Raw genomic sequence first — 22338 nt, forward strand, 5'->3', positions numbered from 1 at the left:
TCTGGCGCACACTCTATTTGCGTCTCGACAGGAAGCGGGCTGACTATGACCGCAATTGCATCACCCCCTATCCCCGCCCGGCCGTACCCCGCGCGTAGAGCGCCGAAGGGATCGGTGCTGCGGAACCTTGTGACGACGACCGATCACAAGACACTCGGCCTGATGTATTTGGTGACTTCGTTCGCGTTCTTCCTCATCGGCGGACTCATGGCGTTGATCATGCGTAGTGAACTGGCGATTCCGGGCATGCAATTCCTGTCGAACGAGCAGTACAACCAACTCTTCACCATGCACGGCACGATCATGCTCCTGCTGTACGCGACGCCGGTGGTGTTCGGATTCGCCAATTTCGTTCTCCCCCTACAGATCGGTGCGCCGGACGTCGCCTTCCCGCGACTGAACGCTTTCAGCTACTGGCTCTACCTTTTCGGCGCCCTCATCGCTACAGGCGGGTTCGTCACCCCCGGCGGTGCCGCAGATTTCGGCTGGACGGCCTACACACCTCTGAGTTCGGCGGTCAGCTCACCCGGAGTCGGTGCGGATCTCTGGATTGTAGGACTTCTCGTCTCCGGTCTCGGCACGATTCTCGGCGCGGTCAACATGATCACCACCATTGTCTGCTTACGCGCTCCCGGCATGACGATGTTCCGCATGCCGATCTTCACGTGGAACATCTTCATCACCTCCGTCTTGATTCTGTTGGCCTTCCCGCTGTTGACCGCCGCACTCTTCGCACTGCTTTACGACCGTCGCCTCGGAGGCAACATATTCGACCCCGCGAATGGCGGAGTCCTGCTGTGGCAGCACCTGTTCTGGTTCTTCGGCCACCCCGAGGTGTACATCATCGCGCTGCCGTTCTTCGGCATCGTCTCGGAAATCTTCCCGGTCTTCAGCCGCAAACCGATCTTCGGCTACAGCGGCCTGGTGTACGCAACGCTGGGTATCGCGGCGCTGTCGATCGCAGTGTGGGCTCACCACATGTACGCAACCGGCGCTGTTCTCCTGCCGTACTTCTCGTTCATGACGTTCCTGATCGCCGTGCCGACAGGTGTGAAGATCTTCAACTGGATCGGCACGATGTGGAAGGGACACTTGACGTTCGAGTCACCGATGCTGTTCTCTCTCGGATTCTTGATCACCTTCCTCTTCGGTGGTCTGTCCGGTGTACTTTTGGCCAGCCCTCCGTTGGATTTTCAGGTCACGGATACTTACTTCGTGGTCGCCCACTTCCACTACGTGGTCTTCGGTACGGTCGTGTTCGCCACGTACGCCGGTATCTACTTCTGGTTCCCGAAGATGACCGGTCGCATGATGGACGAGCGCCTCGGCAAGTGGCACTTCTGGACCACGTTCGTCGGCTTTCACATGACGTTCCTCGTCCAGCACTGGCTCGGTGCCGAAGGTATGCCGCGTCGTTACGCCGATTACCTGCCCGCGGACGGGTTCACCACACTCAATACAGTCTCGACCATCGGGTCCTTCATTCTCGGAGCATCCACCCTCCCGTTCATCTGGAACGTCTTCAAAAGCTACCGATTCGGCGAAGTTGTCACTGTCGACGATCCGTGGGGATACGGAAACTCGCTGGAATGGGCAACGACCTGCCCACCGCCGCGCCACAACTTCACCGAGTTGCCGCGCATCCGCAGCGAACGCCCTGCTTTCGAATTGCATTACCCGCACATGGTTGCTCGGATGCGGGCAGAAGCGCACGTCGGGGCCGGTCATCGGCCGGAGACGAGTTCATCGGAATCGGAGCAGGTACTTACCGCTTCCACGTCCGATGGTGACGAGAAGAAGTAGTTCGGCGACGAAGACCGATGGGAAAGTCAATGTCAACACGAACAATGCCGGTGGTCATCGTCCCGGCAACCGATGCTGCTGCTGCCGCACTCGCGGACTGGTTGATTCGAGACGTACTGCCGGCCGCTCTCGACGGCGGTGTGGCGAACCATGCTGGTGCCCGGTTGCGAGCGTTGCCGCCGGTATCTCGTCGCCACATCCGGCACCCTCGCAAACTTCGGGTTCACACCCGTCGAGTCAGCGAAGCAATCGCGGCAATCGAGAATCATCTCCAGGCCGTAGCGGGTTCGGTTGACGCAGAGCGGATCTTCACGCGTTCCGCCACTGTCCTTCCAGACCCCGTGCTGAATGCCTCAGCCAGTATCAGTGGCGCGGTGATGGATATCGGGAGTTCCGCGGCGGCGTTGGCGAATCGTGCCCTCCTTCTCGTTCCGGCGACAATCGAGTCGTCGGAAGCGGCGCTCTCGACCCGATCGAGGGTGACCGAATCCTATTACGCTCTCCTTGCGCGGCTGTGGCACAAAGATTTTGACGCGAGTATCGTCATTCCTCCGCAGATCGAACCCTGAGCGCTCCTCGCTTCGGTGTGCTGTCACGAGGGGGGCACACCGAAGTGAGATTGTTCGCGATCTCGACGCCGATTCTCAGTCGTACGGCGCGGCGACCAACGAGCAATCAGTGCGGCACGGCAAAGAGAGCAGCTACTTCTTCGGAGGAATTGCTCTCTTTGCTGCAAGCGCAGCCTTCTGAATCTGGCTGGTCAGTTTTCCGCCCGTCCTGGCTTCGGCAGAAGCGGCAGTTTTGTCGATTGCATTTTCGATCTTGTCTGCGTTCTTCGAGGCAGCCTCCTTGCCTTTGTCGACTAACGCTTTCGCTGCACCCATGAGTTTCATGGTCGTCTCCTTGGTCTGGCCTCAATCGCCGATGGTCGAGAAGATTGCGGATCTAAAAACTAAGATCCATAGTAGTTGCGTTAAGGGGTGACTGCTCGCGCAACTACCGAGGTCGACGGCGTCGGCGGATTCTCGTGAGACTCTCAGACCAGCGTCGACCAGTAGGTCCAGAATGCGTTGAGAATCATGCTCGCGACGGACAAGACCCAAATAGTAGGCACGAGCGTGTGATTCTTGGTGCCGACGGTCACGATTCTCGTCACGGTTCGAGAGGAGGCTGAGCGGCTACGGGTGCACAGGTGCAAAGTGGCGTACCACAGGGCTGTCATTGTCACCACCCACACGAGCATGCAGTACGGACACAGTGCCTGGATTCTGTACAGGCTTTGGAATATCAGCCAGTGAACCAGCACCGCGCCGGCGAACAATCCGATGACGATACAGCGCCAATACCATTGAGGCAGTGCGTTTGTTGCGACGAGGGTCACGATTCCCGTGGTCAGCAAGACGGTGAACCCGACTATGCCGAGGATCGAGTTCGGGAAACCGAAGATCGACGCCTGGGGAGAACTCATCACCGATCCACAGCTGAGGACGGGGTTGATGCTGCAGGACGGGCGGTATGAGGGATCCACGAGAAGCTGAATCTTCTCAATGGTCAGAATCAGAGACGCCGCCAACCCGAGAGCGCCAGTAGTAACGAGAATCCATCCGGTCACAGAGGCAGAGCACACTTTCGGATGCGCGCCGACAGATGAAGACGCTCCGGCATCAATCTGGGTGCCGTGTGAACCCGTCGATGTCATTGGGACAGTGCTGCGTCGATGCGAGCGGTGAGATCGTCGTACGTCGGCATCGACGGCAACTGGACGCCGTTGAGGAACAGTGTGGGCGTGCCCTGCACTCCCAGGTCGATTCCTTCGTTGAAATCCTGTTCGACACGTTCGGCGACCGCCGGGTCGTTCACATCCGCGTCGAAGGCTGCCATGTCGAGTCCCAGATCCTGTGCGAATGAACGAAATACTGCTTCTTGGGACTCGGACGACTCGCCCCACTGGGTCTGCGTGTCATACATCCGCTGGTACATCTCGACGAACTTCCCTTGCCGGGACGACGCTTCGACCACTCGCGCCGCGAGTCCACTGTTCGTGTGACTGGGAATGGGAAAGTACCGTACACCGAACGTGATGCGGTCAGCGTACTCAGCACGTATCCGCTCCATCGTCGGATACATGGCCAGGCATGCCTCGCACTCGAAGTCGAGGAATTCGACCAGAACGACGTCGTTGTCCGGCGCAGTGGACAGCAGGTGTGTGTCGTCGCGAAGAACCGACGCGCCCGAAGCCCCGGCGTTGGTGGTCTCCGTCGCGCTGCGGTTGCCGAGCAACAGTGCGCCGAGGACGACAGCGAAGACAGCTACCAGGGCTATCGAGAATTTCGCGTTGGTGGTCAACTTCATGGATCCGCCTACCTGATCGGAGTTCGTCGATGCGTGCAACCTCCCGGCCACCACACAGCCCTGAATACTATGCAACATAGTAGTCGGAGGTATTGTCTCAGCGAAGTGCGGTGTGCATCGATCGCCGGACTCCGCACCTCGATGGTGTGAGCCGAGTAGGAGGAACAGATTTTGAGGCGTGCAATGGTTGTGCTGCTGGTGGCTGCGGGGTGTGCGCTCATAAGCGCAGGCACCGCGCAAGCACACAGTGCACTGGTCGGATCGACTCCATCCGCCGACGCAGTTCTCGACACTGCGCCGAGTTCGGTGGAATTGGTTTTCAATCAGGAGATTCAGACGAGTTTCGCGAACGTGACCGTCAGTGCGGCCGACGGGACGCAGGTCGGAGCCGGGGAGCCGTCGGTGCAGGGAGAGCGCGTTTCTCTCGTGACGACCGGTCAGATGTCGTCTGGCACTTACACCGTTGGTTACCGGGTGATCTCTGAGGACGGACACCCGATCACGGGGTCGTACTCCTTCACCTTGAACGCGGCGACGAACAATGCGGCGCCGCTTCCCGGAGGTGCAACACCTCCGGCAACTGTTGCGCCGTCGGCGGCGACCGCCGATGCCGACTCCGACGACGGATCCCCACTGTTGTTGCCGATTCTCGGTGGCGCAGTGGCAATCCTGTTCGTGATCGGGATGGTCATCGTTCTCCGCGGAGACAAGCGCTCGAAGCGCTGAGATTTTACAACACAGTACGAGCGGGGAGGGACAACGTAGGTGATGGACTGGATACGTTTACCCGAGGCCGTGCCTTCGTTCGGAGCAATGGTGGGGTGGGCGCCGCAGCCGCTCCCGGTCCTACCACTGATCGGAGTCCTACTGGCAGCGTGGTACTGCTGGGGTGTCTACCGGGTGACGGCTTCCGGTCGGGTGTGGCCGTGGACGAGGACGGCGAGCTTCCTCTTCGGCTGTATATTGCTGATCCTGGTCACGGGGCTCGCCGTCGAGGGCTACGGGTACGAACTCTTCAGTATCTGGATGTTCCAGCATTTGACCTTGTCGATGGCGATTCCACCACTGCTGGTTCTCGGCAGTCCAGGTCTGCTTCTGCTGCGCTCCACGCCTCATGCAGGTTGGGGAATTCCGATCCTCAAGCTTGCATTGACGGCACTCAGAAGCCGGACGGCGAAGATTCTGCTACACCCCGGCGTCACGATTCCGCTGTTCCTGTTCAGCTACTACGGCATTTACCTCTCTCCGGTGTTCGACCTGGTGGCGTCGTCCTGGGTCGGTCACACGGGCCTGGAGGTCTTCTTCCTGGCCACTGGAGTGTTGTTCATCGTTCCGGTGCTCTCATCGGGGCCGTTGCCCGTCAAGCAAAGCAACCTGGGGCGATGTTTCGACCTGTTCGTCGAAATGCCTCTCCATGTTTTCATCGGCGTGATCCTGATGATGGCAACCTCGCCGCTTCTGAGTACCTTCACCAATCCGCCGGCGTCCTGGAACGTCGATCTGATGGCCGATCAACAAATGGCGGGGGCTTTGGCATGGTCGTACGGAGAACCGGTCGCGTTGATCATCATGGTGGTTTTCGCGATGAGGTGGAATCGCGACGAGACCCACACCAACGCCGCCGTCGACAAAAAGGCCGCCAGGGACGGTGACGTCGATCTCGAGGCATACAACGAGTTCCTCAAAACCCTCCCACGTCGATGAATTTCGCAGAATTCGGTAACCCCCGGTTCAGCAGATGCGACGGCGGGTGAGAAGAGTGTCAGTTCATCGGAATCGGTTGGGCGCCTCGCATTGCGAGCAGTTCTCGCAATGCGGTCGATTCGGCTTGCTGTGTGGCGGCGATCTGTCGCGCAAGATTTGTCACGACGGGGAGATCGGCATTGTCGGCGGCGTATTGGGCCATCGGAATTCCCCCTTGATGGTGGCGCAACAGCAATTGCAGATAGCGAATTTCGAATGCCGGCCCTGTCAGCGCGCGTAGTTCCGCGAGTTCGGCAGGAGAAGCCATGCCGGGCATCACAGCTGACGAATTTGTGCCGGAATCATTTTGTCCGGTGCTCATGCCGGGCATCGAGTGATTCATCGCCGAGGTAGTCGAGGGCATCCACTCCATGTATTCGCCCGTGCCCCGGGCTGGTCGATCCCAGAGGGACAACCACCCCTGCATCATTCCTATCTGACTTTGCTGAGTAGTGACGACGTCGTAGGCGAGCGTACGGATGGCAGGGTCGGCTGTGTTCATCAGTGCGAGGGATGACATCTCGACCGCTTGCCCGTGGTGAACGGACATGTCCTGCGCGAAGCCGACCTCTACTGCGCCGACGGCTGGGGCGCTCTGCGAGGTGTTTTCGATTCGTCCCTTTGCCCACAGTCCGATGACGATTCCGACCAACAGGGCGATGACAACACCGAGAACCAACGCTGTGGGCCTCGTGTCACGGCGATTGCCCGATGAATCGGACATCGACTCGGTCTCAATGGGTACCGGAGCGTGTTCAACCATTGCGGCGTTCTCCCGTGATCGCGGGCGTCGGTGTGGCCGTTGCCCCGGGGAGACCAGTTGCTGACTGCTCCGATGCTGCGGGAATCGCATCAGGGCCTGGCGGAGATGCGTCGAAGGGGGAAGGAGCCTTCGGGTCGAATCCGCCGGGGACGGTTGCACAGCTGGCCCCGACCTCCGGATGGGTGTTCGGGTTCTGTTTGAGGGAGGTGACGAACTTTGCGATACGGGGGTCGTCGACGCTGTCGACTTTGAGTTGGTGCCCCCACGATTGAATCGAAACAGGTGAATCGATGCCGGGGAACGGTGACATCAGAGAATACGGTTCACCATCTACTTGGGAGGCAAGGGCATCGACGTCGGACGAGTTCAAGGAGTCAGGATCGTAGGACACCCAAACCGCGCCGTGCTCGAGTGAATGCACCGCATTCTCTGTGCGAATCGGCTCCGGGTAGACGATGCCTGTGCACGTTGCCCAGTACTGATCATGCGCTCCGCCCAAAGGCGGAGTTTGATCGTATGCCACACGCTGAGGCGCTTGGATATGATTGGCGGCAGCATATTCGATTTCGGTCACCCCCTCGATCGACTTCGACGGGTCCGGGTTGTCCGCGCTCGGAGCGTATTTTTGCGCTTCGGTTCTCTCGATGGCCTTGGGCACCATGTTGTAGGCGATGACCGAGACCAGGCCGGCGATAATCAGGACTGCGATCGATATCGACCACGGAAAACTTCGGCCACCGGGCACCCCACCGCCGCGGGGGCGGGGTGTGTTCTTCTTGCGGTTCTTCGACATTGGTGGACTCGTTCCCTTGCGCGCTGGCACCGACACTGAATTACTATCAATCATAGTAATTCATGGTTTCGTTCTTCTGCCGAGACAGAAGCGGTACGCGCCCCCGAAGAGATGCGGCAGCGAGAGAAAGGACGATCACCGCCAGGGCGATCTCGGGAACCGCGCCCAGACGTGTTGCCGGTGTGAGATCGGAACGCAGGGCGATCTCGTCGGTCAATGCCTGTGCTGTGAAGATCTCACTCTGTTGGCGTACCTCTCCCGTCGGCGTGATGATCGCACTGACACCGCTGGTCGCGGCGATCAACACAGTGCGACCGTGCTCGACTGCCCGCACCCGCGACATGGCCAACTGCTGAAAGGTCATCTCCGTCCGGCCGAAGGTCGCATTGTTGGTGGGAACCGCGATGACGGTGGCTCCCGCCTGGACCGACTCGGTCACCAGATCGTCGAAGGCCACCTCGTAACACGTGGCAACAGCTACCTGAACTCCGTTGAGGTCGACGACACCGTTCCCGTTCCCGGCAACGAAATTGCCCGCAGAATCGGCGTACGACGACACTGCACGAACGATCGATCGGAGCGGCAGATACTCCCCGAACGGCACGAGTTGTCGTTTGATGTGTTGCTGGCCAGGGCCATCCGTGGGATCCCACACCATGACACTGTTGATCGAGGTGCCCGCCTCACCTACGAGAACCGTACCGACCAGGATCGGTGCCCCGATCGAACGGGCTGCTCGGTCCAGTCGCTCTGCCGCATCCCGATTCACCAAAGGATCTATATCCGAAGCATTTTCGGGCCAGATAACAAGCCGTGGCCGGGCTACGCGACCCGCCGCGACATCGGCAGCGAGCTGCTCGGTGCGAGCAACATGATTGTCGAGCACCGCTCGGCGTTGGGCGTTGAAATCGAGGCCGAGTCGCGGCACGTTGCCCTGAACGACGGTCGCTGTGACGACCTCGTCAGGGGCGGCACCGGGAGAACTTGTCACCAATGCACTCACAAAGATGAGGACGACGGCAATGCCACCCTTCGCCAATGCTTGCCATCGAACACGGGAGGGTCCGGCCAGTGACCAGGCGATGAGTGTTCCGGTCAGTGCAGTCACGAAGGAAAGACCTGGCGCCCCTGCGATCGAAGCCAACGGCAGCAGCGGACTGTCCGCCTGCCCGAAGGCCAAACGCCCCCACGGGAAACCGCCGAACGGAATTCGGCTACGAAGTGCTTCGGCGGTGACCCATGCACCCGCAATCCACACCGGGGAAAGCGGAGCGCGGCCGACGGCCACCGCCAGTACGCCGAACACGCCGAACGCGAGCGCTTCAATCGCCGCCAACGCCAACCAAGGCGTTGCACCTACGTACGCTCCGACCCACGGCAGCAAGGGAACGAAGAACCCCAGTCCCGCGGCATAGCCGAATCCGAAACCCGCACGGAGACTACGACCCCGGAGAACGACCGTCAGTAGGGCGATGGCGACAGGGGCGAGAAACCACAGCGTGCGCGGCGGAAAGCTGAGAAACAGCAGCCATCCAGCGCCCACCGAAAACGCGAGACCCAGGACAATCCCACCGCTGCGCCGCGTGGGCCGGTCATCTTTGGGGCCTGTATCAGTGTCGCAGTCGGTAGCGATTGCACGTTTGGCCGAAGGAACCTTCACATGCCCGCTCTTATCGAGGGAGAGCTTCGCTGATCCGTCAACAATTTCTCACAGAGATCGTCGAATTCGCCGCCCCACCCGGCATGATCGGTCCTCGCCAGTCCACCGAGTTCGAGATCAACCTGCTCCGGTCCCGCCCCCGGGCGTAGACGGATCCACACTCGCCGCCTCCTGATCACGAGCGAGATCAATAGTCCGAGCATCATCGTGATCGCAAAGACAAGAACCCACTGTTGCGCAGGGTCGTACGACACCTGCAGATTGGCGAATTCCTTGGCCCCGTCGAACCGAACCTGTGTTCCATCGGTGAGAGTCCGCGTCTCTCCCGGGCGAAGGTTCACACGATCTTGTTTGACCAGCCTTCCTTGGTTGATCATTTCCTTGTTCAACGAGAAGATCGATTGCGGGATGCCGGTATCCAGACCCGTATCGCCCTTGTAGATGTCGATCGCGACCGCAGGGTCACGCGCATCGGGAAACGACGAAGTCAGGAGCGTCCCGCTGAAGGCCGCGGTCGGTGCGAAGAGTCCCTCGATGGCGATCTGATTCTTCCGGCGCTCGTTCGGATCGGGGAACGAACCGCCGGGTGGATCGAACCGCAACGCCCCACTGCTCAGGAACGTCACCGCGTCGTCCGGTTGAAACTGCATTGTCTCGGTACGGGATTGTCCATCGGGGAATGTGACCGTGAACTGCGGCGCGTACCCGTGGCCGGTCAGATAGACGCGGGCGCCATCGGTACGCAGCGGTTCGTTGACCCGAAGGCGATAGTCCTTCCACGTATTCGTCGCGATGTCCTGCCCACTCTGATACGAAATGTTGGAGGTGAACATTTCCGCCTGACCGGTATCGAGATAGTCCGCGGAAAAATCGTTCACCTTGATGCAGAACGGTGCGAGACCCGTTCCATCAGTTGCACTTCCAGCGCGAAACGAGTCGTACACAGCGGGTGACGTGTTGCAGAAACCGGGGCCGCCGTCGGCAATGACGATCACCGAACCCTCATACCCGACCAACTTGCCGATGGCGACGGTGACGAGCAATCCGATCAGCGAGAAGTGGAACACCAGATTCCCTGCTTCTCGCAGATACCCCTTCTCCGCGGAAACCGCTACCTCGGAATCTTTTTCGGACCTGACCGCTACCCGCCAGCCCTTGAGCGACTGCCGCACTCTGGTGAGGGCCTCGTCATGCGAGATATCTACTACGCCGCGAAAATGGTGAGGCAACCTGGACAGATTTCGAGGCGCTCGCACAGGTTGGCTCCGAAGCGCGCCGAGATGCGCCTGCAAGCGTGGAACCAGACAGCCGATGAGAGAGAGAAACAGCAGGACATAGATCGCAGTGAACCAGAAGCTGGAAAAGACGTCGAACAACTCCAGCTTGTCGAACAACGGGCCAAGGGTTGGTTGGGCCGCGATGTACTGGGACACCTTTTGTACGTTGAGATTTCGCTGAGGCAACATAGCGCCGGGAAGTGCTGCGAGCGCCAAGAGGAACAGGAGCACGAGCGCGGTACTCATCGATGTCAACCTGCGCCAATTCTGGCGCAGTAGCCGAATGCTTTCTCGGATCATCAGTCTCGGGAGGCGACGGATGCGAGCTCCCGCGGTGGCGCTATCTGTCATATCGGCAACACGACCGAACTGACGAATTCGTTGCGCAACCAGCCGATGAACATGCCCCACGCGCCGGTGACCAGTGCCAGGCCGACAGCGACGAGCATTATTCCGCCGACGATCTGAATCGTCCGTGAATGGCGTTTGAGCCATCCGACGCCGCGGAGCGCCTTCGCCGACCCGAACGCCAGCACGATAAACGGAAGTCCCAATCCCAGACAGTAGGCGACGATCAGTATCACCCCTCGCGCTGCTGTCGTGCCTTGAGTTCCGGCCGCAACCGAAATAACCCCAGCGAGGGTGGGGCCGAGACACGGTGTCCAACCCAACGCGAACACGCCCCCCAACAAGGGAGCGCCGGCAAGGGATGAGATGCGCCGCGGGGCGAACCGTGCGTCTTTCTGCAGGGCAGGAATGAAGCCGATGAACGTCAACCCCATCACGATGGTGATCACACCACCCACGCGTTGGAGCAGCGCTTCGTTGATACGAAGGGTGCCGATCACCCCGAATACCGAGGCAGTGGCGAGGACGAACACTGCGGTGAATCCCGCAACGAACATCGCTGCGGCCCCGGTCACCCGCCATCTTCCGACGGGTTTCGAGGTCGCATTGGCAGGGGCAACCGCAGGGGAGTCCGCTCCGGAAATGCCGGCCAGATATGACAGGTATCCGGGAACCAGTGGCACCACACATGGTGAGGCGAAAGACACCAGACCAGCGAGAACACACGCCGCTACGGCCAGCAGCAACGGGCCGCTCGCGGCGGCTGTCTGGAAGCTGGACCCGATGCCTTGGGCGAGTTCGTTCACCGTTCGGCCGCCACACGCTCGATGACAGGTTGTAGATCCTCGGTGAGAAGTGCGCGAAGGAACACGGCGGCGACGCGATGCTGTCGATCCAACACCAATGTGGAGGGAATCACGCTGGTCGGGTAGTTTCCGCCGAGCGCTGTCAAGGTCCTCATCGACGGGTCGTAGATCGAGGGGTAGCTCACGCTGTTGTCGACGACGAAGTCCTGAGCTTTGTCACGTTGAGGATCCCGAACATTGATCCCGAGAAACTGAACACCGAGGTCTTTGGTTGCCTCGTATGCGCGCTCGAGATCGTCGGCTTCGGACCGGCACGGGGCGCACCATTGCCCCCACAGATTGATCACGACGACCTGACCTGCGTAATCGGTCAGTGAAATGTCGTTACCTTCGGCCATGAGGTCAGGCCCGGCCAATACGCCGATCATGTTTCGCGACTCGGGTGGGTCGTACAAGATATCGGTTTGCCCTCCCGGTGAGACGAAATCAAAGTTGGCACCCGAAGCGACTGCGTCGGTGCCGGTTGCACACCCACTCGCGGCGACGACGATCGCGGTGAGAATAACGACGAGTGAGAGGGGATGGGCATGCGCTCGCGGGGTGCGGTGCATCCGTTGTCGCGCGGGTGTGGGGACGGTCATTTCATCAACTCACTTACAGCGAAGCGTATTTGGTCCGTGTTTTCGAAAACCATGGGGGCTGTGACCTGGTCGACGGACCCGTCACGTTGGACGAGGAAGCTCAGCGGCAGAACTGGCGGCGCCGACAGTGCAATTCCGACGTCGTCGATGGCGGCGAACGAGGGATAGCGCACGCCGGCGTCCGTGAGAAGTGCTAGTGCTGCTGACATGTCGTCCTGGACATTGACGCCGACCACACGGATCGCGCCGGGGCTGCCTGCGTAATCGTTCAGGACTGGGATTTCCGATCGACACGGCCCACACCACGATGCCCAGAGATTGATCAAGGTGGGTTCCCCGGACAGCGCTGCGCCGAGGTCGACTTCAGTGCTCTCGCCAAGACACGTCGCTTTGATTCCCAGGAGTTTTCCGTTCACGGGCGGTGCCGCCGGGGCCACTGGACAGGAAACGTCCGCTGCCGCGGACGACGATGAAAGCCCCGAGTTGGGAGCTTCTTCTTCCCCTTGTGATGCGGCCGGGGGCACTTGCGGCCGGGTCGAGGTGTGGGCCTCGGTTGACGTGGATCGAGGCCAGATTGCCACGACAAGGAGGGCGATCACGGCCAAGAAGAACATGAGCCATCGCGACCGTGCCTGCATGCACTTCCTCCAAGTATGGTGCGGCGAATTGGGGAACAACACTGAACTACTATTGTGCATAGTAGCTATATTGGTTCTTCCACCGGCCCTCGCTCAGCAGCGGCAGAGGGCCCGAGTCCAACTATTGAATCGAGCACTGTGAAACGTCAATCCGCCCCGGAGGGGCGACCCAGCTCGTCGGCTCGCCCCGAAATTCCAGCACTGGATTCACATCAAGCGTCGCCGACACGATTGACACGAATTGCACGGTCGAAGCTTGTGCGATTGATGGTGTATTACACCGCAGCTCGACTCGCCCTGATCGCTGGGCTCGCAGTGATCGTCATGGGAATCAACGCCGTATTCGACCTCGAAATCCCCGGCGCTTTGTCACTGTTCGGGGCCTTGCTGCTCGGATTCGCCATCTCTGCGATCGCATTCCGATCGTTGCGACGCCGGATCAACGACGAGGTGATGGTCGTAGATGAGAAGCGTCGCGCGTCGCGCACCGCGTGAAGAGTTTCCCACTGTCACGCCGGCATAGATGAAGACTTCCTTCATCCCCCGGTGTGACGCGGGAAGGGGCTAGGTCACGGCGATCGCTGCTGCCGAAGCCGAATTCGGAGCAGCAGTCAACGACTGTCCACGTTGGTCAATCCATTCCGAATGCTCTCCTCAGCGCCGACACAGTAGGAGCGCCGTCGACAGCGCCCGCGGCGTCGCGGTAGAGCCTGCAGGACACGCTCGGCACCTGATCCGGTTCGGCAAAGGGATCGTGGCCGTCGACGAGCAACGTCGGAGACCCGGCCATACCCGTGAGTGCTGCTGATTGGGAATCCTCGATGACCAGGCGGCGCAGTTCCCATTCGATCGGCATGCCTGAAAGAGCGTGCTCGATTCGTTGTTCGAGGATCGGCACGTTAGGGCAGTCCGGGACTTGCAGAATTTCGAGATTCATCATGGTCGTCCTGTGTCGGTGTGCAGTGTCTGGAGCATGGGGCAGTGCCGGTCCGCTCGCGGTCGCGCGCAGGTGGACGCGAACTCGGTCAGCGAGGCCCGCATGCGTTGCAGATCTCGGATCTTTTCGTCGAACTCGGTGATCTTCGTCTGCGCCAGTCGCCGAGCTGTGTCGCAATCGTCCGGTCCGCCGCCGGCGAGATGGAGAAGTTCGTTGATTTCGTCGAGGCTGAAGCCGTGTTCCTGGGCGCGTTTGACGAACCGGACAATTTCGACAGTTTCGTCCGGATATGAGCGGTATCCCGAGGCGGATCGTGGAGGCTGCTGCAGGAGTCCGCGCCGTTCGTAGTACCGCAACGTCTGTACGTTCACCCCGGCGCGGGTGGCCAGTTCACTGCTACGCATGTTGCCATTGTGAACCTTGTACCCGGCTACGGAGTCAAGTCGTTCTACCCGGCGGCAGGACATCGTCGACGGTGACCACGCCGACGACGTGGTCGGCATCGTCGACGACCGGGATCGTCGCGAGATTATAGTCGACCATCAGCACCGCCACCTCGGTTAGGTCCGCCACGGGGGTCACGCGCACAGGGTCGGTGTCCATGATGTCGACGATCGGGGTCACCGACTCCGATTGCAGCAGTCGGATAACCGACGCCACCCCGATCAGCCGGCCGGCGTTGGTGAGCACGTGCACCTTCAGCGGAGCCTCGGGCTGCATGGACCGTGCTGCTGAGGTTGCCGACAGGGCCTGCGCCGCAGTGGCGGTGGCGGCGCAGGAGATGACGTCGACGCTCATCAGGCCGCCGGCGCTGGACGAATTGAACCCCATTAGTGTGATCACCTTCGTGCGTTGGCCGGCCGGCATCAGATCGAGCACTCGTCGACGGCGGGACTGTCGTAACTCTGCGACTGCGACGGCGGCGTCGTCTGCGCGCATGAGACCAAGCACACCGGCCACCTCGACGTCGCTCATGTCGTCGAGCAGCTTGTTGGCCTTGCGCCCGGGTCGAGCTCTTCGAAAACGTCCGCCTCAAGCTCGGGGTCGGTGTGGACGCGGTCAAGGATTTCCCCACCCTCGCGCTTGTCTGCGCCCTCTTTCCGCTCCGATATTGTTACATGCGCACCTATGCATGTAAGGTCCAGTTTGGGAGCCATTTGGGGCGACTCTCAAGCTCGGCGACTTCTGGCGTAGCGGTTCGGGTTGTGAGGTCGTCGGAGCAGAGGCTCAATGCGGATGCACGGTCGACCCCGCCTTTGGTGAGCGTATCCATACATTCGCCCATCTATCGCGCACGTGGTCCAGTGCACCTAGAAGCGTTGCCGTGAGCGCGAAGTCGCGTCCCCGGAGGGTCGGTCAGCAGATCAATGCGTCAACGTGTTCGCTCGGTGGCATGGCAATGTTCGTTGCGTCAGCGAGCCCTTGCGCTCTGAGGGGTTTGGCGTATCACTCAGCGCCGCGGAACGCGGTATCGATCCCGGCATCCGACGGCAGCCTCATTTCCGGGCGACTCCCCGTTGAGCCACACAACATTGACTACTATCGGGCATAGTAGTAAATGTGTGCCCTCGCCGACCTCTACGGGCATGCTGATCTGAACGAACGACTGATCGAAACCGCAGTGCGCCGAGGTCGGGCAATGACGCGTACGGCGGGTCCGGCGCATCCCAGACGGAATTGTAGGTTGTGCGATTCTGCCAAGTCTGCGGCACGGATTAATGGACCACGAATGACGTACGAGTAGTAGAAACTCGCTGGACGGGTGCGGCCGCATCTGATCTGAGAACCCGGATGGCTCAGGAGAGGACCCACCGTGCCCATCAACCAAACCATTGCCAGGCTGAGTGACCTGTCGTTCCAGTCGGCCTTCGCCGTGTATCTGTTAGCACTCGTGTTGCTGATCTGGCACTACGCCGCGACACGCACCGACCACGTTCACCGGTTCGAGTTGGGGAGCAGGAAGCTTGTAGCGGCAGGGGGAGTCTCGGCGCCGTCGCCGGAAGTGCCCCGACGGATCGTTTCGGCTCCGCCGAAGCCAGTGCCCGAGCGTCTCGGCAACATGGGTGCCGCGGTTCTCGTCGTGGGCTTGGGCCTGCACCTTGTGTCGATCGTGTTGCGTGGCTTCGCAACCGGACGTTTCCCGTTGGGCAACATGTACGAGTTTGTCACCATGGCCACCGTGGCCGCAACGGCGACTGGCATCGTGTTTCTGCGTGGGCAGACATACCGCGCGATGTGGGTTTTTCTTCTGGCGCCGGTCCTAATCCTGATGTTCGTTGCGGCAACCCTGCTCTACGCCGACGCAGCGCCTGTCGTTCCGGCTCTGCAGTCCTACTGGCTTCCGATCCATGTCACAATCGTCAGCATCGGCAGCGGCGTCTTCCTGGTTTCCGGCGTGGCCAGCCTCGCGTTCCTACTACGGATCCGACAGCCCGCCGGCGCGGAGCGCCGCGGGCCTGTAGGTGCGATGGCTCGTCGTTTGCCTGACGCCCAGACACTCGACCGGTTGGCCTACAGAACCGTCATCGTCGGCTTCCCCCTCTTTGGTGTCGGCGTCATCCTCGGCGCGATCTGGGCGGAGGCAGCCTGGGGTCGGTTCTGGGGGTGGGATCCCAAAGAGACGATGTCGTTTATCGCCTGGGTGATTTACGCCGCCTACCTCCACGCCCGAGCGACCGCAGGTTGGCGCGAGACCAAAGCCGCTTGGATAAACATCGCAGGATTCGTCGCGATGCTGTTCAATCTGTTCATCATCAACATGGTCGTGTCCGGATTGCACTCCTACGCCGGTCTGAGCTGAGCGATTCGTGATCGAATTGAAGTCGGCGGGCACGTCCACGGTGGCGTTCGAAGCGAAGACAACGTATGAGTGCCCAAAGAATGATCTTCGTAGGCTACGCCGTGGGCGCGACTGGTGCGTTCGAGGCGGCGGGGGATTCCTTCGTGTCTTGCCTTCCTGCTGCTTGTTTGAATGCAGTCACGGGTTTGGTTATAGGTTATTCGGGTGAGGGCGTGACGGAAGGCGGGGTTCGAGTGCCGGTGAAGGGTGGTCTTACTGCTGGAAGCCGGTGGGATTCGCCGACTCGGCGGATTTGTCAGAACTGCCCCTGATGCCCTGGGTGCTGGTGAGCCGTACGGAACCTGGGGTGTCATGACCGAAGCCGATCGAAAGCTGGGATCATCCTTTGACCTCGTCGGAGACAGGTGTGTAATTGTCCCGTGGGCCAACCGCAAATCCACGTTGCGAAGTCCGCTCGGCCGGGGAATGGTCTTCGAGATTCTCTTGCGGCGCCGCTGTATCAAGGAGGCGATTCGATGACGAATGACGAGGCGCCTCTGTCGGTTTACCGAATGACGGGCGATGACCTGGTCGAGGAGTACCAATACTTGTACGACAGGTTTGATCGCCACACCCCGAATCAAAAGGCGCGGTTCTACTATGTGAACGGGGAAATGAAAGCTCGTGGGCTCGAACATGGCATGCCAACTCCCGCTGCGCGCGATCACGACGATGCCTGGGATGGAGAGATCTGAGATTCGCGTGTTACGCAAATAACTGCACTGCATGGCTTCCCAGGTCGATTTTACGGTGTCGAATCGGTGCGCAATACACACTCATCAAGGACCTGGGATCAACGAGCACTGAGGCGGTTGCTGAAACCACTCACGCCCGCGGACTCAGGCGTTTGACGGATCACGGTGATGCTCCCTCTTCGGGTGTGGTGTCATCCGGTTCTCCTGACTGTATTGCGTAGAGGTTCGGCTTGCACTGGACTGCTTTTCGGCGGCTAGCGCACAGATAATCGAAGTTACAGATTGGAAAACTTGCGCTGCAGGCGTAGCACCGACCGTCTTGACTTTTCGACACGGCGAAAAATGCTGTGGCGGAATGGAGTTCGCTTTTCGGACTGATCTCGCGAGGTCCTCCGTGCCGTTCGTGGTTCTCTGGCCGAGATCGACGAGTGAGAGCGAGCTTTCGGTGCAACTGCGAGATTGGGCCGTGCATCATTGCAGGACTATATGTGCTCTACCCAACCGATGGGGCTCTGACGCTGGGAGGGCAGTCTCGACGACCATACAAGGCAGAGGACCGACGAGACCGGTAGATGCCGGCGCCCGCTCCCGGACGTGTACGACTAGGCCGTACGTGTCGCGGGCGGTCGAGGTGAGGTGAGGTGAGGTTTGTCCTGGGTATGTGCTGAGCACACGTCGACACCATCAATCCACGTCTGCCACCATGGGGTCGCGTAGGCGAGTGTGTGTTCTAGGCGTTGCCCCCGGCCAGGCGTTGCGGCAAGATCGCCGAAGGTTCCTAGGCGCTGTCCGGGGTGAAATTCTTCTGTACCCATGTTTTCGGCGGCCGAGCGAGGGTATGTGTTTTCGCCAGTTGGGGGACACAGTTCCACCGTGGTTCACCAGGTCAGGGTGAGACGTCCGACCTGATGGGCCGTGAGGCCCGGTGTCAGGGTAGACGGGCGCGCAGTCAGAGGCGGCCCACCGAATTTTCGGCCTGCGCGACCTCGCGTTCGGTGGGCCGAGTGCAACGCCACGTCGGGATTGTGCTGCATTGATCGACTGTAGCGAAAGCATTGTCTGCGTTCGACTCCTGACGTTTCCGCTCGGGCAGATCCGGCCCTGTGAAGATGCAGTCCGCGAAGGTGGGTGTGGTGGCGTAGCGGAGAGTATTGAGGAGGGGTGATGTCGGAGGTGCTGGGCGTATTCGGGTGATGCGCCGGGTCCGCTTTCTTGCTGTTGAAGTTCGGTGTTGATGCGGCGGGCTTCCGCGAGTTGGTCTTCGAGGAAGATAATGCCTCACGCCTCGTAGAGGGCGGTGCCGGCGGCGACCAGTTTGGGCCGTTCAGTAGTCGACATCGCATCATCGACACGAATGGTGTGACGAGATCGGTGATCGTGGTGGGCGACAGCATCCTCGGCGACAACGACGAAGTAATCGGTAGTGCCGGTCTTTTACATAGACGTCACCGAAACGCTCGACCGCATGGGTCAGGGAGTCGGTCGGCGAGTTGGTCGATGAAGATCAGTAGCTCCCGTGGAGCGATCGAGCAGGCCAAAGTGATGCTGATGATCGTGTACGGAATTTCCGCGGAGCGGGCCTTCGACATTCTCATCTGGTGCTTGGAGCAGAAGAACGTCAAACTCCGCCAGGTTTCCGAGCAGTTGAGCGCCCGTGTTCGCGCAGACTTGGCTCTACTCGGTGGGTTGCGTTCGCAATTCGATCAGCTGCTGCTCGGTTCGTGACCGACGACAGACTGAATCGCGTTGTGGTCAGCACCTGCGGCTGACTGCTTAACCACAGGCACCTCGCCGACAGCACCCATTACGGCTGTCGGCTTCAATCCATTTCTACCCGTCACCGGCGGGCGCAGAAGCGGTATTGCCCGGACGGAGGCCGAGAAGAGGCGCAATGGACCCGATGCCCCGGATCGAACTGAAGACGAAACAACCGCTGGGTACACATCTAGGGTGATGAGATGCGCACACATTTCGCCGACAGCCTCGACGACCTCTCGTGTGGCCTGGCGTCGATGTGCGGGCTCACCGTGACGGCGATGTCGGAGGCAACGTCAGCCCTGCTCGATGCTGACCTTCGCACCGCCGAGCGAGTGCTTGACGCGAACACCGACCTCGACGGGGCCGCCTCCGATTGGGAACACAAGGCGTTCTCACTTCTCGCCTTGCAGGCCCCTGTGGCGCATGACCTGCGATTTACCGTAGGCGGGTTGCACATCGCCGCGAGCCTGCACCGTATGGGCGCACTGGCCGTCCACATCGCCAAGATCGCGCGCCTGCGCCACCCGGCACCGGCCGTACCGCTCGAAGCGCGGGCAGTCGTCGCGGACATGGGACGGACAGCAGTGGCCCGGGCGACCGAAACGCAGTTGATACTGCGGCACGTCGATTCTGCTCGCGCGCAAGAGCTTGTCGCTGCCGATACGGTCATGGACGAGCTGCGCCGGCGCCTGTTCACCGTGACCCAGGCCCAGCAATGGGTGCACGGAGTGCAAGCTGCTGTCGACGTCACCTTGCTCGGACGGTTCTGCGATCACACTGTGGAAATCGGACGGCGCATCATCTTCCTCGAAACCGGTCGACTCCCCGCTCGACCGGACGCCCTGCTTCCGTAGGTTGGAAGCTGACGGGATGTCAGGAGGAGATGATGCATGCCGGTCCCGATGTGGAAGCCGGCTGTCTGGTCAGTCGGAAGACGTGGACAGTGTGATGGGATCCGATTTGGTGTTGCGTTGGGAGTTCGATTCTCGCGCCCGACCTTGGCTGCACGACGTCGCCTCTCCCGAGGAAGGATCTTGACCCCACGTCCGTGGTCCCGCTCGTGGTTGCGAGATGAGATGCAGCACGAGTGTATCGGCGGTGAGCATGGTCGATGCCATGCCGGGCTACTGTGCTGCGTTCTCTGAATTGAGTCGACTGATCTCCGCACGCATCCGTCGCATCGGTCGGTCAACTCGGCTCTTTCTCTCGTTGCCCGCGGTCATCAGTCCAATTATGGCGGCCATTCCTGCTGGAATTCCGAGAACTACGACGAGGAACGGCGCCAAGCTCATGGAGTTCTCCTATGCTCGGATCGAGTGGTCTGGGACAGTGTCGATCAACAATCTACTATCGTCAATAGTAGATTGCTCATGGCGGTGGTCCATTGACGGCGTCCCGCGGCAAAACTCGCGGGTTCCCTTCGCCACTACGTAGCGCGCAGGCAATCGAAGGCGGACGACCTTTGCTTGGGAGATGTACCTCTTCTCTAGATGGATCGAGCCCGGCGCCACCCGAGGTTGCCTGTCTCGTAGCGCCACGCGCGTTGGGAAAGGAGTCGCATTCCGTTGAGTCCGACGATGACGGTGGAGTCTTCGTGTCCCGCGACGCCGAGGGGTAACGGTAAGTGCCCGAACAGGTCCCACAGGACGAGGGTGGTGATGAAGGTGGCGGCGATCGCGAGGTTGGCGATCACGATGCGCCGGGCACGGCGTGAGAGGGCGATCACGCGCGCGATGGTGGCGAGTTCGTCGCGGACGATGACGGCGTCGGCGGTGTCGAGTGCGAGGTCGGATCCGGCGCGGCCCATGGCGACGCCGGTGTGCGCTGCGGCGAGTGCGGGGGCGTCGTTGACGCCGTCGCCGACCAGTAGAACTTTCGCACCGCTGCGTTCGAGGTCGGCGACGGCGGTGACCTTGTCTTCAGGGAGAAGTCCGGCTCGCACGTCTGTGATCCCGACCTGTGCGGCGAGCGCAGCGGCGGCGCGGGGATTGTCGCCGGTCAGGAGCACCGGTATGTGTCCGGTGAGGGCGGTCAGTTCGTCGCCGCCGCCGCGGGTACCGTCGCGGAGTTGATCGGCCAGGCCGAGTACTCCGATCGGTGCGGCGTCGACGATCACCACGATCGCGGTCTTTCCGCCGGCTTCCATCTCGGCGGCCGTAGACATCGCTTGGGCTGTGCCACGGTCCGCGACCGCGCCCGATGCGGCCGGGAGCAGGTGGGCGGGGCTGCCGACCTGCTCCCGGCGACCGTTCAGGCGTGCTCGCACTCCGCGCCCGGGGGCGGAGTCGAACTCTTCGACCGGGGGTACCTGCAGCCCGCGTTGGCGGGCAGCGGCGACGATCGCGGCAGTGAGCGGGTGCTCGCTCGGATGCTCGGCAGCGGCGGCGAACGTGAGCAGCTCGTCGGGGGTGAGGTTCGCCCCGCTCATCGGCCGGACATCGGTCAGTGCCGGGGACCCGTTGGTGAGGGTTCCGGTCTTGTCGAACGCGACGGTGGTGACCGAACCGAGCTGCTCCGTCACGACGGCGGATTTGACCAACACACCGTTGCGGCCGGCGTTGGCCATCGCCGCCAGCAGCGGCGGCATTGTCGCCCGCATGACTGCGCACGGGGAGGCGACGATCATGAACGTCATTGCCCGCAGCAGCGACGGTTGCAGGGCGCTCCCGAGCGCGACCGGGATGAAGAACACTGCGAGGGTCGCGGACACGACTCCGACCGAGTAGTACTGCTCGACCTTCTCGATGAACAGCTGAGACTTCGCTTTGGTGGCGGACGCTTCTTCGACCATCGCCACGATCCGCGTGACGACGGTTTCCGATGCCGCGTGATCGATCCGGATTCGCAGAGTGCCGGTCCCGTTGAGAGTCCCGGCGAACACCTCGTCATCGCGATGTTTTGCCACTGGTAGGGGTTCTCCGGTGATCGAGGCCTGATCGACATCGCTGCTTCCGGAGATGATCCGGCCGTCGCCGCCGATCCGCTCGCCCGGTCGGACGACGATCACATCACCTGCCGTCAATGACGCTGCATCCACCATGGTTTCGTGCCCGTCAGGGCCGATGACGGTGGCACGTTCGGGAGCAAGGTCGAGCAGGCTGCGCACCGAGTCGGCGGTGCGCTGGGTCAGGAATGCTTCCAGTGCGCCGGAGGTGGCGAAGATGACGATCAGCAGGCCGCCGTCGAGGACCTGGCCGATCGCGGCGACGATCATGAGCAGGTCGACGTCGAGGGTTTTCTCTCGAAGCGCCTGCAAGCCCGCCAGTGCGGGTTCCCACCCGCCGG

22 protein-coding genes and 1 pseudogene are annotated in these 22338 nt (G+C 61.1%); 9 read left to right on the top strand and 14 right to left on the bottom strand.

The genetic code is table 11. The features are described 5' to 3' along the window. Window positions 1–45 precede the first annotated feature (45 nt). Together ctaD and YH3_RS32415 are read left to right on the top strand one after the other, a co-directional pair. Window positions 46–1803 (top strand): cytochrome c oxidase subunit I, encoded by a 1758-nt coding sequence (gene ctaD, locus YH3_RS32410; RefSeq protein WP_011133445.1) that lies wholly within the window; start codon window positions 46–48, stop codon window positions 1801–1803. Between the two features lie 29 nt (window positions 1804–1832). Then, complete coding sequence (locus tag YH3_RS32415; RefSeq protein WP_011133446.1) at window positions 1833–2372, top strand: hypothetical protein; 540 nt, start codon at window positions 1833–1835, stop codon at window positions 2370–2372. Between the two features lie 132 nt (window positions 2373–2504). Here the strand turns inward: YH3_RS32415 and YH3_RS32420 are convergent, their stop codons facing one another. From YH3_RS32420 to YH3_RS32430, 3 genes are all read right to left on the bottom strand, one after another. Further along, on the bottom strand, window positions 2505–2696 hold the full coding sequence (locus YH3_RS32420; protein ID WP_030538021.1) for an antitoxin: 192 nt from the start codon (window positions 2694–2696) through the stop codon (window positions 2505–2507). A 143-nt stretch (window positions 2697–2839) separates the two neighbouring features. Then, on the bottom strand, window positions 2840–3502 hold the full coding sequence (locus YH3_RS32425) for a vitamin K epoxide reductase family protein (RefSeq protein WP_030538022.1): 663 nt from the start codon (window positions 3500–3502) through the stop codon (window positions 2840–2842). After that, entirely contained in the window at window positions 3499–4155 is a 657-nt protein-coding gene (locus YH3_RS32430; RefSeq protein ID WP_030538023.1) for a thioredoxin domain-containing protein, read from the bottom strand. The genes YH3_RS32425 and YH3_RS32430 overlap by 4 nt, the downstream gene beginning before the upstream one ends. A 183-nt stretch (window positions 4156–4338) precedes the next feature. Between YH3_RS32430 and YH3_RS32435 the strand changes: the two genes are divergently transcribed. Further along, complete coding sequence (locus YH3_RS32435) at window positions 4339–4881, top strand: copper resistance CopC family protein (protein WP_225320455.1); 543 nt, start codon at window positions 4339–4341, stop codon at window positions 4879–4881. A 42-nt stretch (window positions 4882–4923) separates the two neighbouring features. After that, entirely contained in the window at window positions 4924–5859 is a 936-nt protein-coding gene (locus tag YH3_RS32440; RefSeq protein WP_030538024.1) for a cytochrome c oxidase assembly protein, read from the top strand. 58 nt (window positions 5860–5917) lie between these two features. Here the strand turns inward: YH3_RS32440 and YH3_RS32445 are convergent, their stop codons facing one another. From YH3_RS32445 to YH3_RS32475, 7 genes are all read right to left on the bottom strand, one after another. After that, on the bottom strand, window positions 5918–6622 hold the full coding sequence (locus YH3_RS32445; RefSeq protein ID WP_095996212.1) for a DUF305 domain-containing protein: 705 nt from the start codon (window positions 6620–6622) through the stop codon (window positions 5918–5920). 31 nt (window positions 6623–6653) lie between these two features. Continuing rightward, window positions 6654–7454, bottom strand: a complete 801-nt coding sequence (locus YH3_RS32450) for a DUF3105 domain-containing protein (protein ID WP_011133455.1) — start codon at window positions 7452–7454, stop codon at window positions 6654–6656. Window positions 7455–7500: 46 nt separating this feature from the next. Further along, window positions 7501–9021 (bottom strand): apolipoprotein N-acyltransferase, encoded by a 1521-nt coding sequence (lnt, locus tag YH3_RS32455; protein WP_370627693.1) that lies wholly within the window; start codon window positions 9019–9021, stop codon window positions 7501–7503. A gap of 89 nt (window positions 9022–9110) precedes the next feature. Next, complete coding sequence (locus YH3_RS32460) at window positions 9111–10691, bottom strand: cytochrome c biogenesis protein ResB (RefSeq protein WP_125053621.1); 1581 nt, start codon at window positions 10689–10691, stop codon at window positions 9111–9113. 47 nt (window positions 10692–10738) lie between these two features. Beyond that, window positions 10739–11545, bottom strand: coding sequence for a cytochrome c biogenesis CcdA family protein (locus tag YH3_RS32465; protein ID WP_064444863.1), 807 nt, complete (start codon window positions 11543–11545; stop codon window positions 10739–10741). Continuing rightward, a complete protein-coding gene (locus tag YH3_RS32470; protein WP_082920752.1) occupies window positions 11542–12186 on the bottom strand; it encodes a TlpA disulfide reductase family protein in 645 nt (214 codons plus the stop codon). The genes YH3_RS32465 and YH3_RS32470 overlap by 4 nt, the downstream gene beginning before the upstream one ends. Then, entirely contained in the window at window positions 12183–12824 is a 642-nt protein-coding gene (locus YH3_RS32475; protein WP_064444865.1) for a TlpA disulfide reductase family protein, read from the bottom strand. The genes YH3_RS32470 and YH3_RS32475 overlap by 4 nt, the downstream gene beginning before the upstream one ends. A 267-nt stretch (window positions 12825–13091) precedes the next feature. Between YH3_RS32475 and YH3_RS35290 the strand changes: the two genes are divergently transcribed. Then, window positions 13092–13319, top strand: coding sequence for a DUF4229 domain-containing protein (locus tag YH3_RS35290; RefSeq protein WP_082920753.1), 228 nt, complete (start codon window positions 13092–13094; stop codon window positions 13317–13319). Between the two features lie 136 nt (window positions 13320–13455). Here the strand turns inward: YH3_RS35290 and YH3_RS32485 are convergent, their stop codons facing one another. From YH3_RS32485 to YH3_RS32495, 3 genes and pseudogenes are all read right to left on the bottom strand, one after another. Then, window positions 13456–13764, bottom strand: coding sequence for a hypothetical protein (locus YH3_RS32485; protein WP_064444867.1), 309 nt, complete (start codon window positions 13762–13764; stop codon window positions 13456–13458). After that, on the bottom strand, window positions 13761–14165 hold the full coding sequence (locus YH3_RS32490) for a MerR family transcriptional regulator (protein ID WP_064444868.1): 405 nt from the start codon (window positions 14163–14165) through the stop codon (window positions 13761–13763). Before YH3_RS32490 ends, YH3_RS32485 begins: the two co-directional genes overlap by 4 nt. A gap of 55 nt (window positions 14166–14220) precedes the next feature. Next, window positions 14221–14873, bottom strand: a pseudogene (locus tag YH3_RS32495) (magnesium transporter MgtE N-terminal domain-containing protein); the annotation flags it as partial. A gap of 701 nt (window positions 14874–15574) precedes the next feature. On the opposite strand from YH3_RS32495, the gene ccsB reads away from it, so the two are divergent. The 4 genes from ccsB (at window position 15575) to YH3_RS32525 (ending at window position 19907) form a co-directional block, all read left to right on the top strand. After that, complete coding sequence (gene ccsB, locus YH3_RS32505) at window positions 15575–16561, top strand: c-type cytochrome biogenesis protein CcsB (RefSeq protein WP_064444871.1); 987 nt, start codon at window positions 15575–15577, stop codon at window positions 16559–16561. Window positions 16562–17076: 515 nt separating this feature from the next. Then, window positions 17077–17295 carry a hypothetical protein gene (locus YH3_RS32515; RefSeq protein WP_084326696.1) on the top strand — a complete coding sequence of 73 codons (219 nt, stop codon included), beginning with the start codon at window positions 17077–17079 and terminating at the stop codon, window positions 17293–17295. Window positions 17296–18792: 1497 nt separating this feature from the next. Next, on the top strand, window positions 18793–19020 hold the full coding sequence (locus YH3_RS36985; protein ID WP_231783883.1) for an ANTAR domain-containing protein: 228 nt from the start codon (window positions 18793–18795) through the stop codon (window positions 19018–19020). 233 nt (window positions 19021–19253) lie between these two features. Next, a complete protein-coding gene (locus tag YH3_RS32525; protein ID WP_064444875.1) occupies window positions 19254–19907 on the top strand; it encodes a PhoU domain-containing protein in 654 nt (217 codons plus the stop codon). A gap of 632 nt (window positions 19908–20539) precedes the next feature. Here YH3_RS32525 and YH3_RS32530 read toward each other — a convergent pair. Beyond that, a partial coding sequence (locus YH3_RS32530) for a heavy metal translocating P-type ATPase (RefSeq protein WP_082920767.1) occupies window positions 20540–22338 on the bottom strand: 1799 nt, incomplete at its 5' end.

The sequence above is a fragment of the Rhodococcus sp. YH3-3 genome (assembly GCF_001653035.1).
GTDB classification, from domain to species: Bacteria; Actinomycetota; Actinomycetes; order Mycobacteriales; family Mycobacteriaceae; genus Rhodococcus_F; species Rhodococcus_F qingshengii.

Excerpts from the sequence above, each read along its gene's own strand:
- YH3_RS32440 (WP_030538024.1), top strand. The coding sequence starts at position 4,924 with ATGGACTGGATACGTTTACCCGAGGCCGTGCCTTCGTTCGGAGCAATG.
- YH3_RS32490 (WP_064444868.1), bottom strand. The coding sequence starts at position 14,165 with ATGCGTAGCAGTGAACTGGCCACCCGCGCCGGGGTGAACGTACAGACG.
- YH3_RS32470 (WP_082920752.1), bottom strand. The coding sequence starts at position 12,186 with ATGACCGTCCCCACACCCGCGCGACAACGGATGCACCGCACCCCGCGA.
- YH3_RS32445 (WP_095996212.1), bottom strand. The coding sequence starts at position 6,622 with ATGTCCGATTCATCGGGCAATCGCCGTGACACGAGGCCCACAGCGTTG.
- YH3_RS32415 (WP_011133446.1), top strand. The coding sequence starts at position 1,833 with ATGTCAACACGAACAATGCCGGTGGTCATCGTCCCGGCAACCGATGCT.
- YH3_RS32430 (WP_030538023.1), bottom strand. The coding sequence starts at position 4,155 with ATGAAGTTGACCACCAACGCGAAATTCTCGATAGCCCTGGTAGCTGTC.
- ctaD (WP_011133445.1), top strand. The coding sequence starts at position 46 with ATGACCGCAATTGCATCACCCCCTATCCCCGCCCGGCCGTACCCCGCG.
- YH3_RS32450 (WP_011133455.1), bottom strand. The coding sequence starts at position 7,454 with ATGTCGAAGAACCGCAAGAAGAACACACCCCGCCCCCGCGGCGGTGGG.
- YH3_RS32435 (WP_225320455.1), top strand. The coding sequence starts at position 4,339 with ATGGTTGTGCTGCTGGTGGCTGCGGGGTGTGCGCTCATAAGCGCAGGC.
- YH3_RS32525 (WP_064444875.1), top strand. The coding sequence starts at position 19,254 with ATGCGCACACATTTCGCCGACAGCCTCGACGACCTCTCGTGTGGCCTG.
- YH3_RS32515 (WP_084326696.1), top strand. The coding sequence starts at position 17,077 with ATGACGAATGACGAGGCGCCTCTGTCGGTTTACCGAATGACGGGCGAT.
- YH3_RS32460 (WP_125053621.1), bottom strand. The coding sequence starts at position 10,691 with ATGATCCGAGAAAGCATTCGGCTACTGCGCCAGAATTGGCGCAGGTTG.
- YH3_RS35290 (WP_082920753.1), top strand. The coding sequence starts at position 13,092 with ATGGTGTATTACACCGCAGCTCGACTCGCCCTGATCGCTGGGCTCGCA.
- YH3_RS32425 (WP_030538022.1), bottom strand. The coding sequence starts at position 3,502 with ATGACATCGACGGGTTCACACGGCACCCAGATTGATGCCGGAGCGTCT.
- YH3_RS32485 (WP_064444867.1), bottom strand. The coding sequence starts at position 13,764 with ATGATGAATCTCGAAATTCTGCAAGTCCCGGACTGCCCTAACGTGCCG.
- YH3_RS36985 (WP_231783883.1), top strand. The coding sequence starts at position 18,793 with ATGAAGATCAGTAGCTCCCGTGGAGCGATCGAGCAGGCCAAAGTGATG.
- YH3_RS32420 (WP_030538021.1), bottom strand. The coding sequence starts at position 2,696 with ATGAAACTCATGGGTGCAGCGAAAGCGTTAGTCGACAAAGGCAAGGAG.
- YH3_RS32475 (WP_064444865.1), bottom strand. The coding sequence starts at position 12,824 with ATGCAGGCACGGTCGCGATGGCTCATGTTCTTCTTGGCCGTGATCGCC.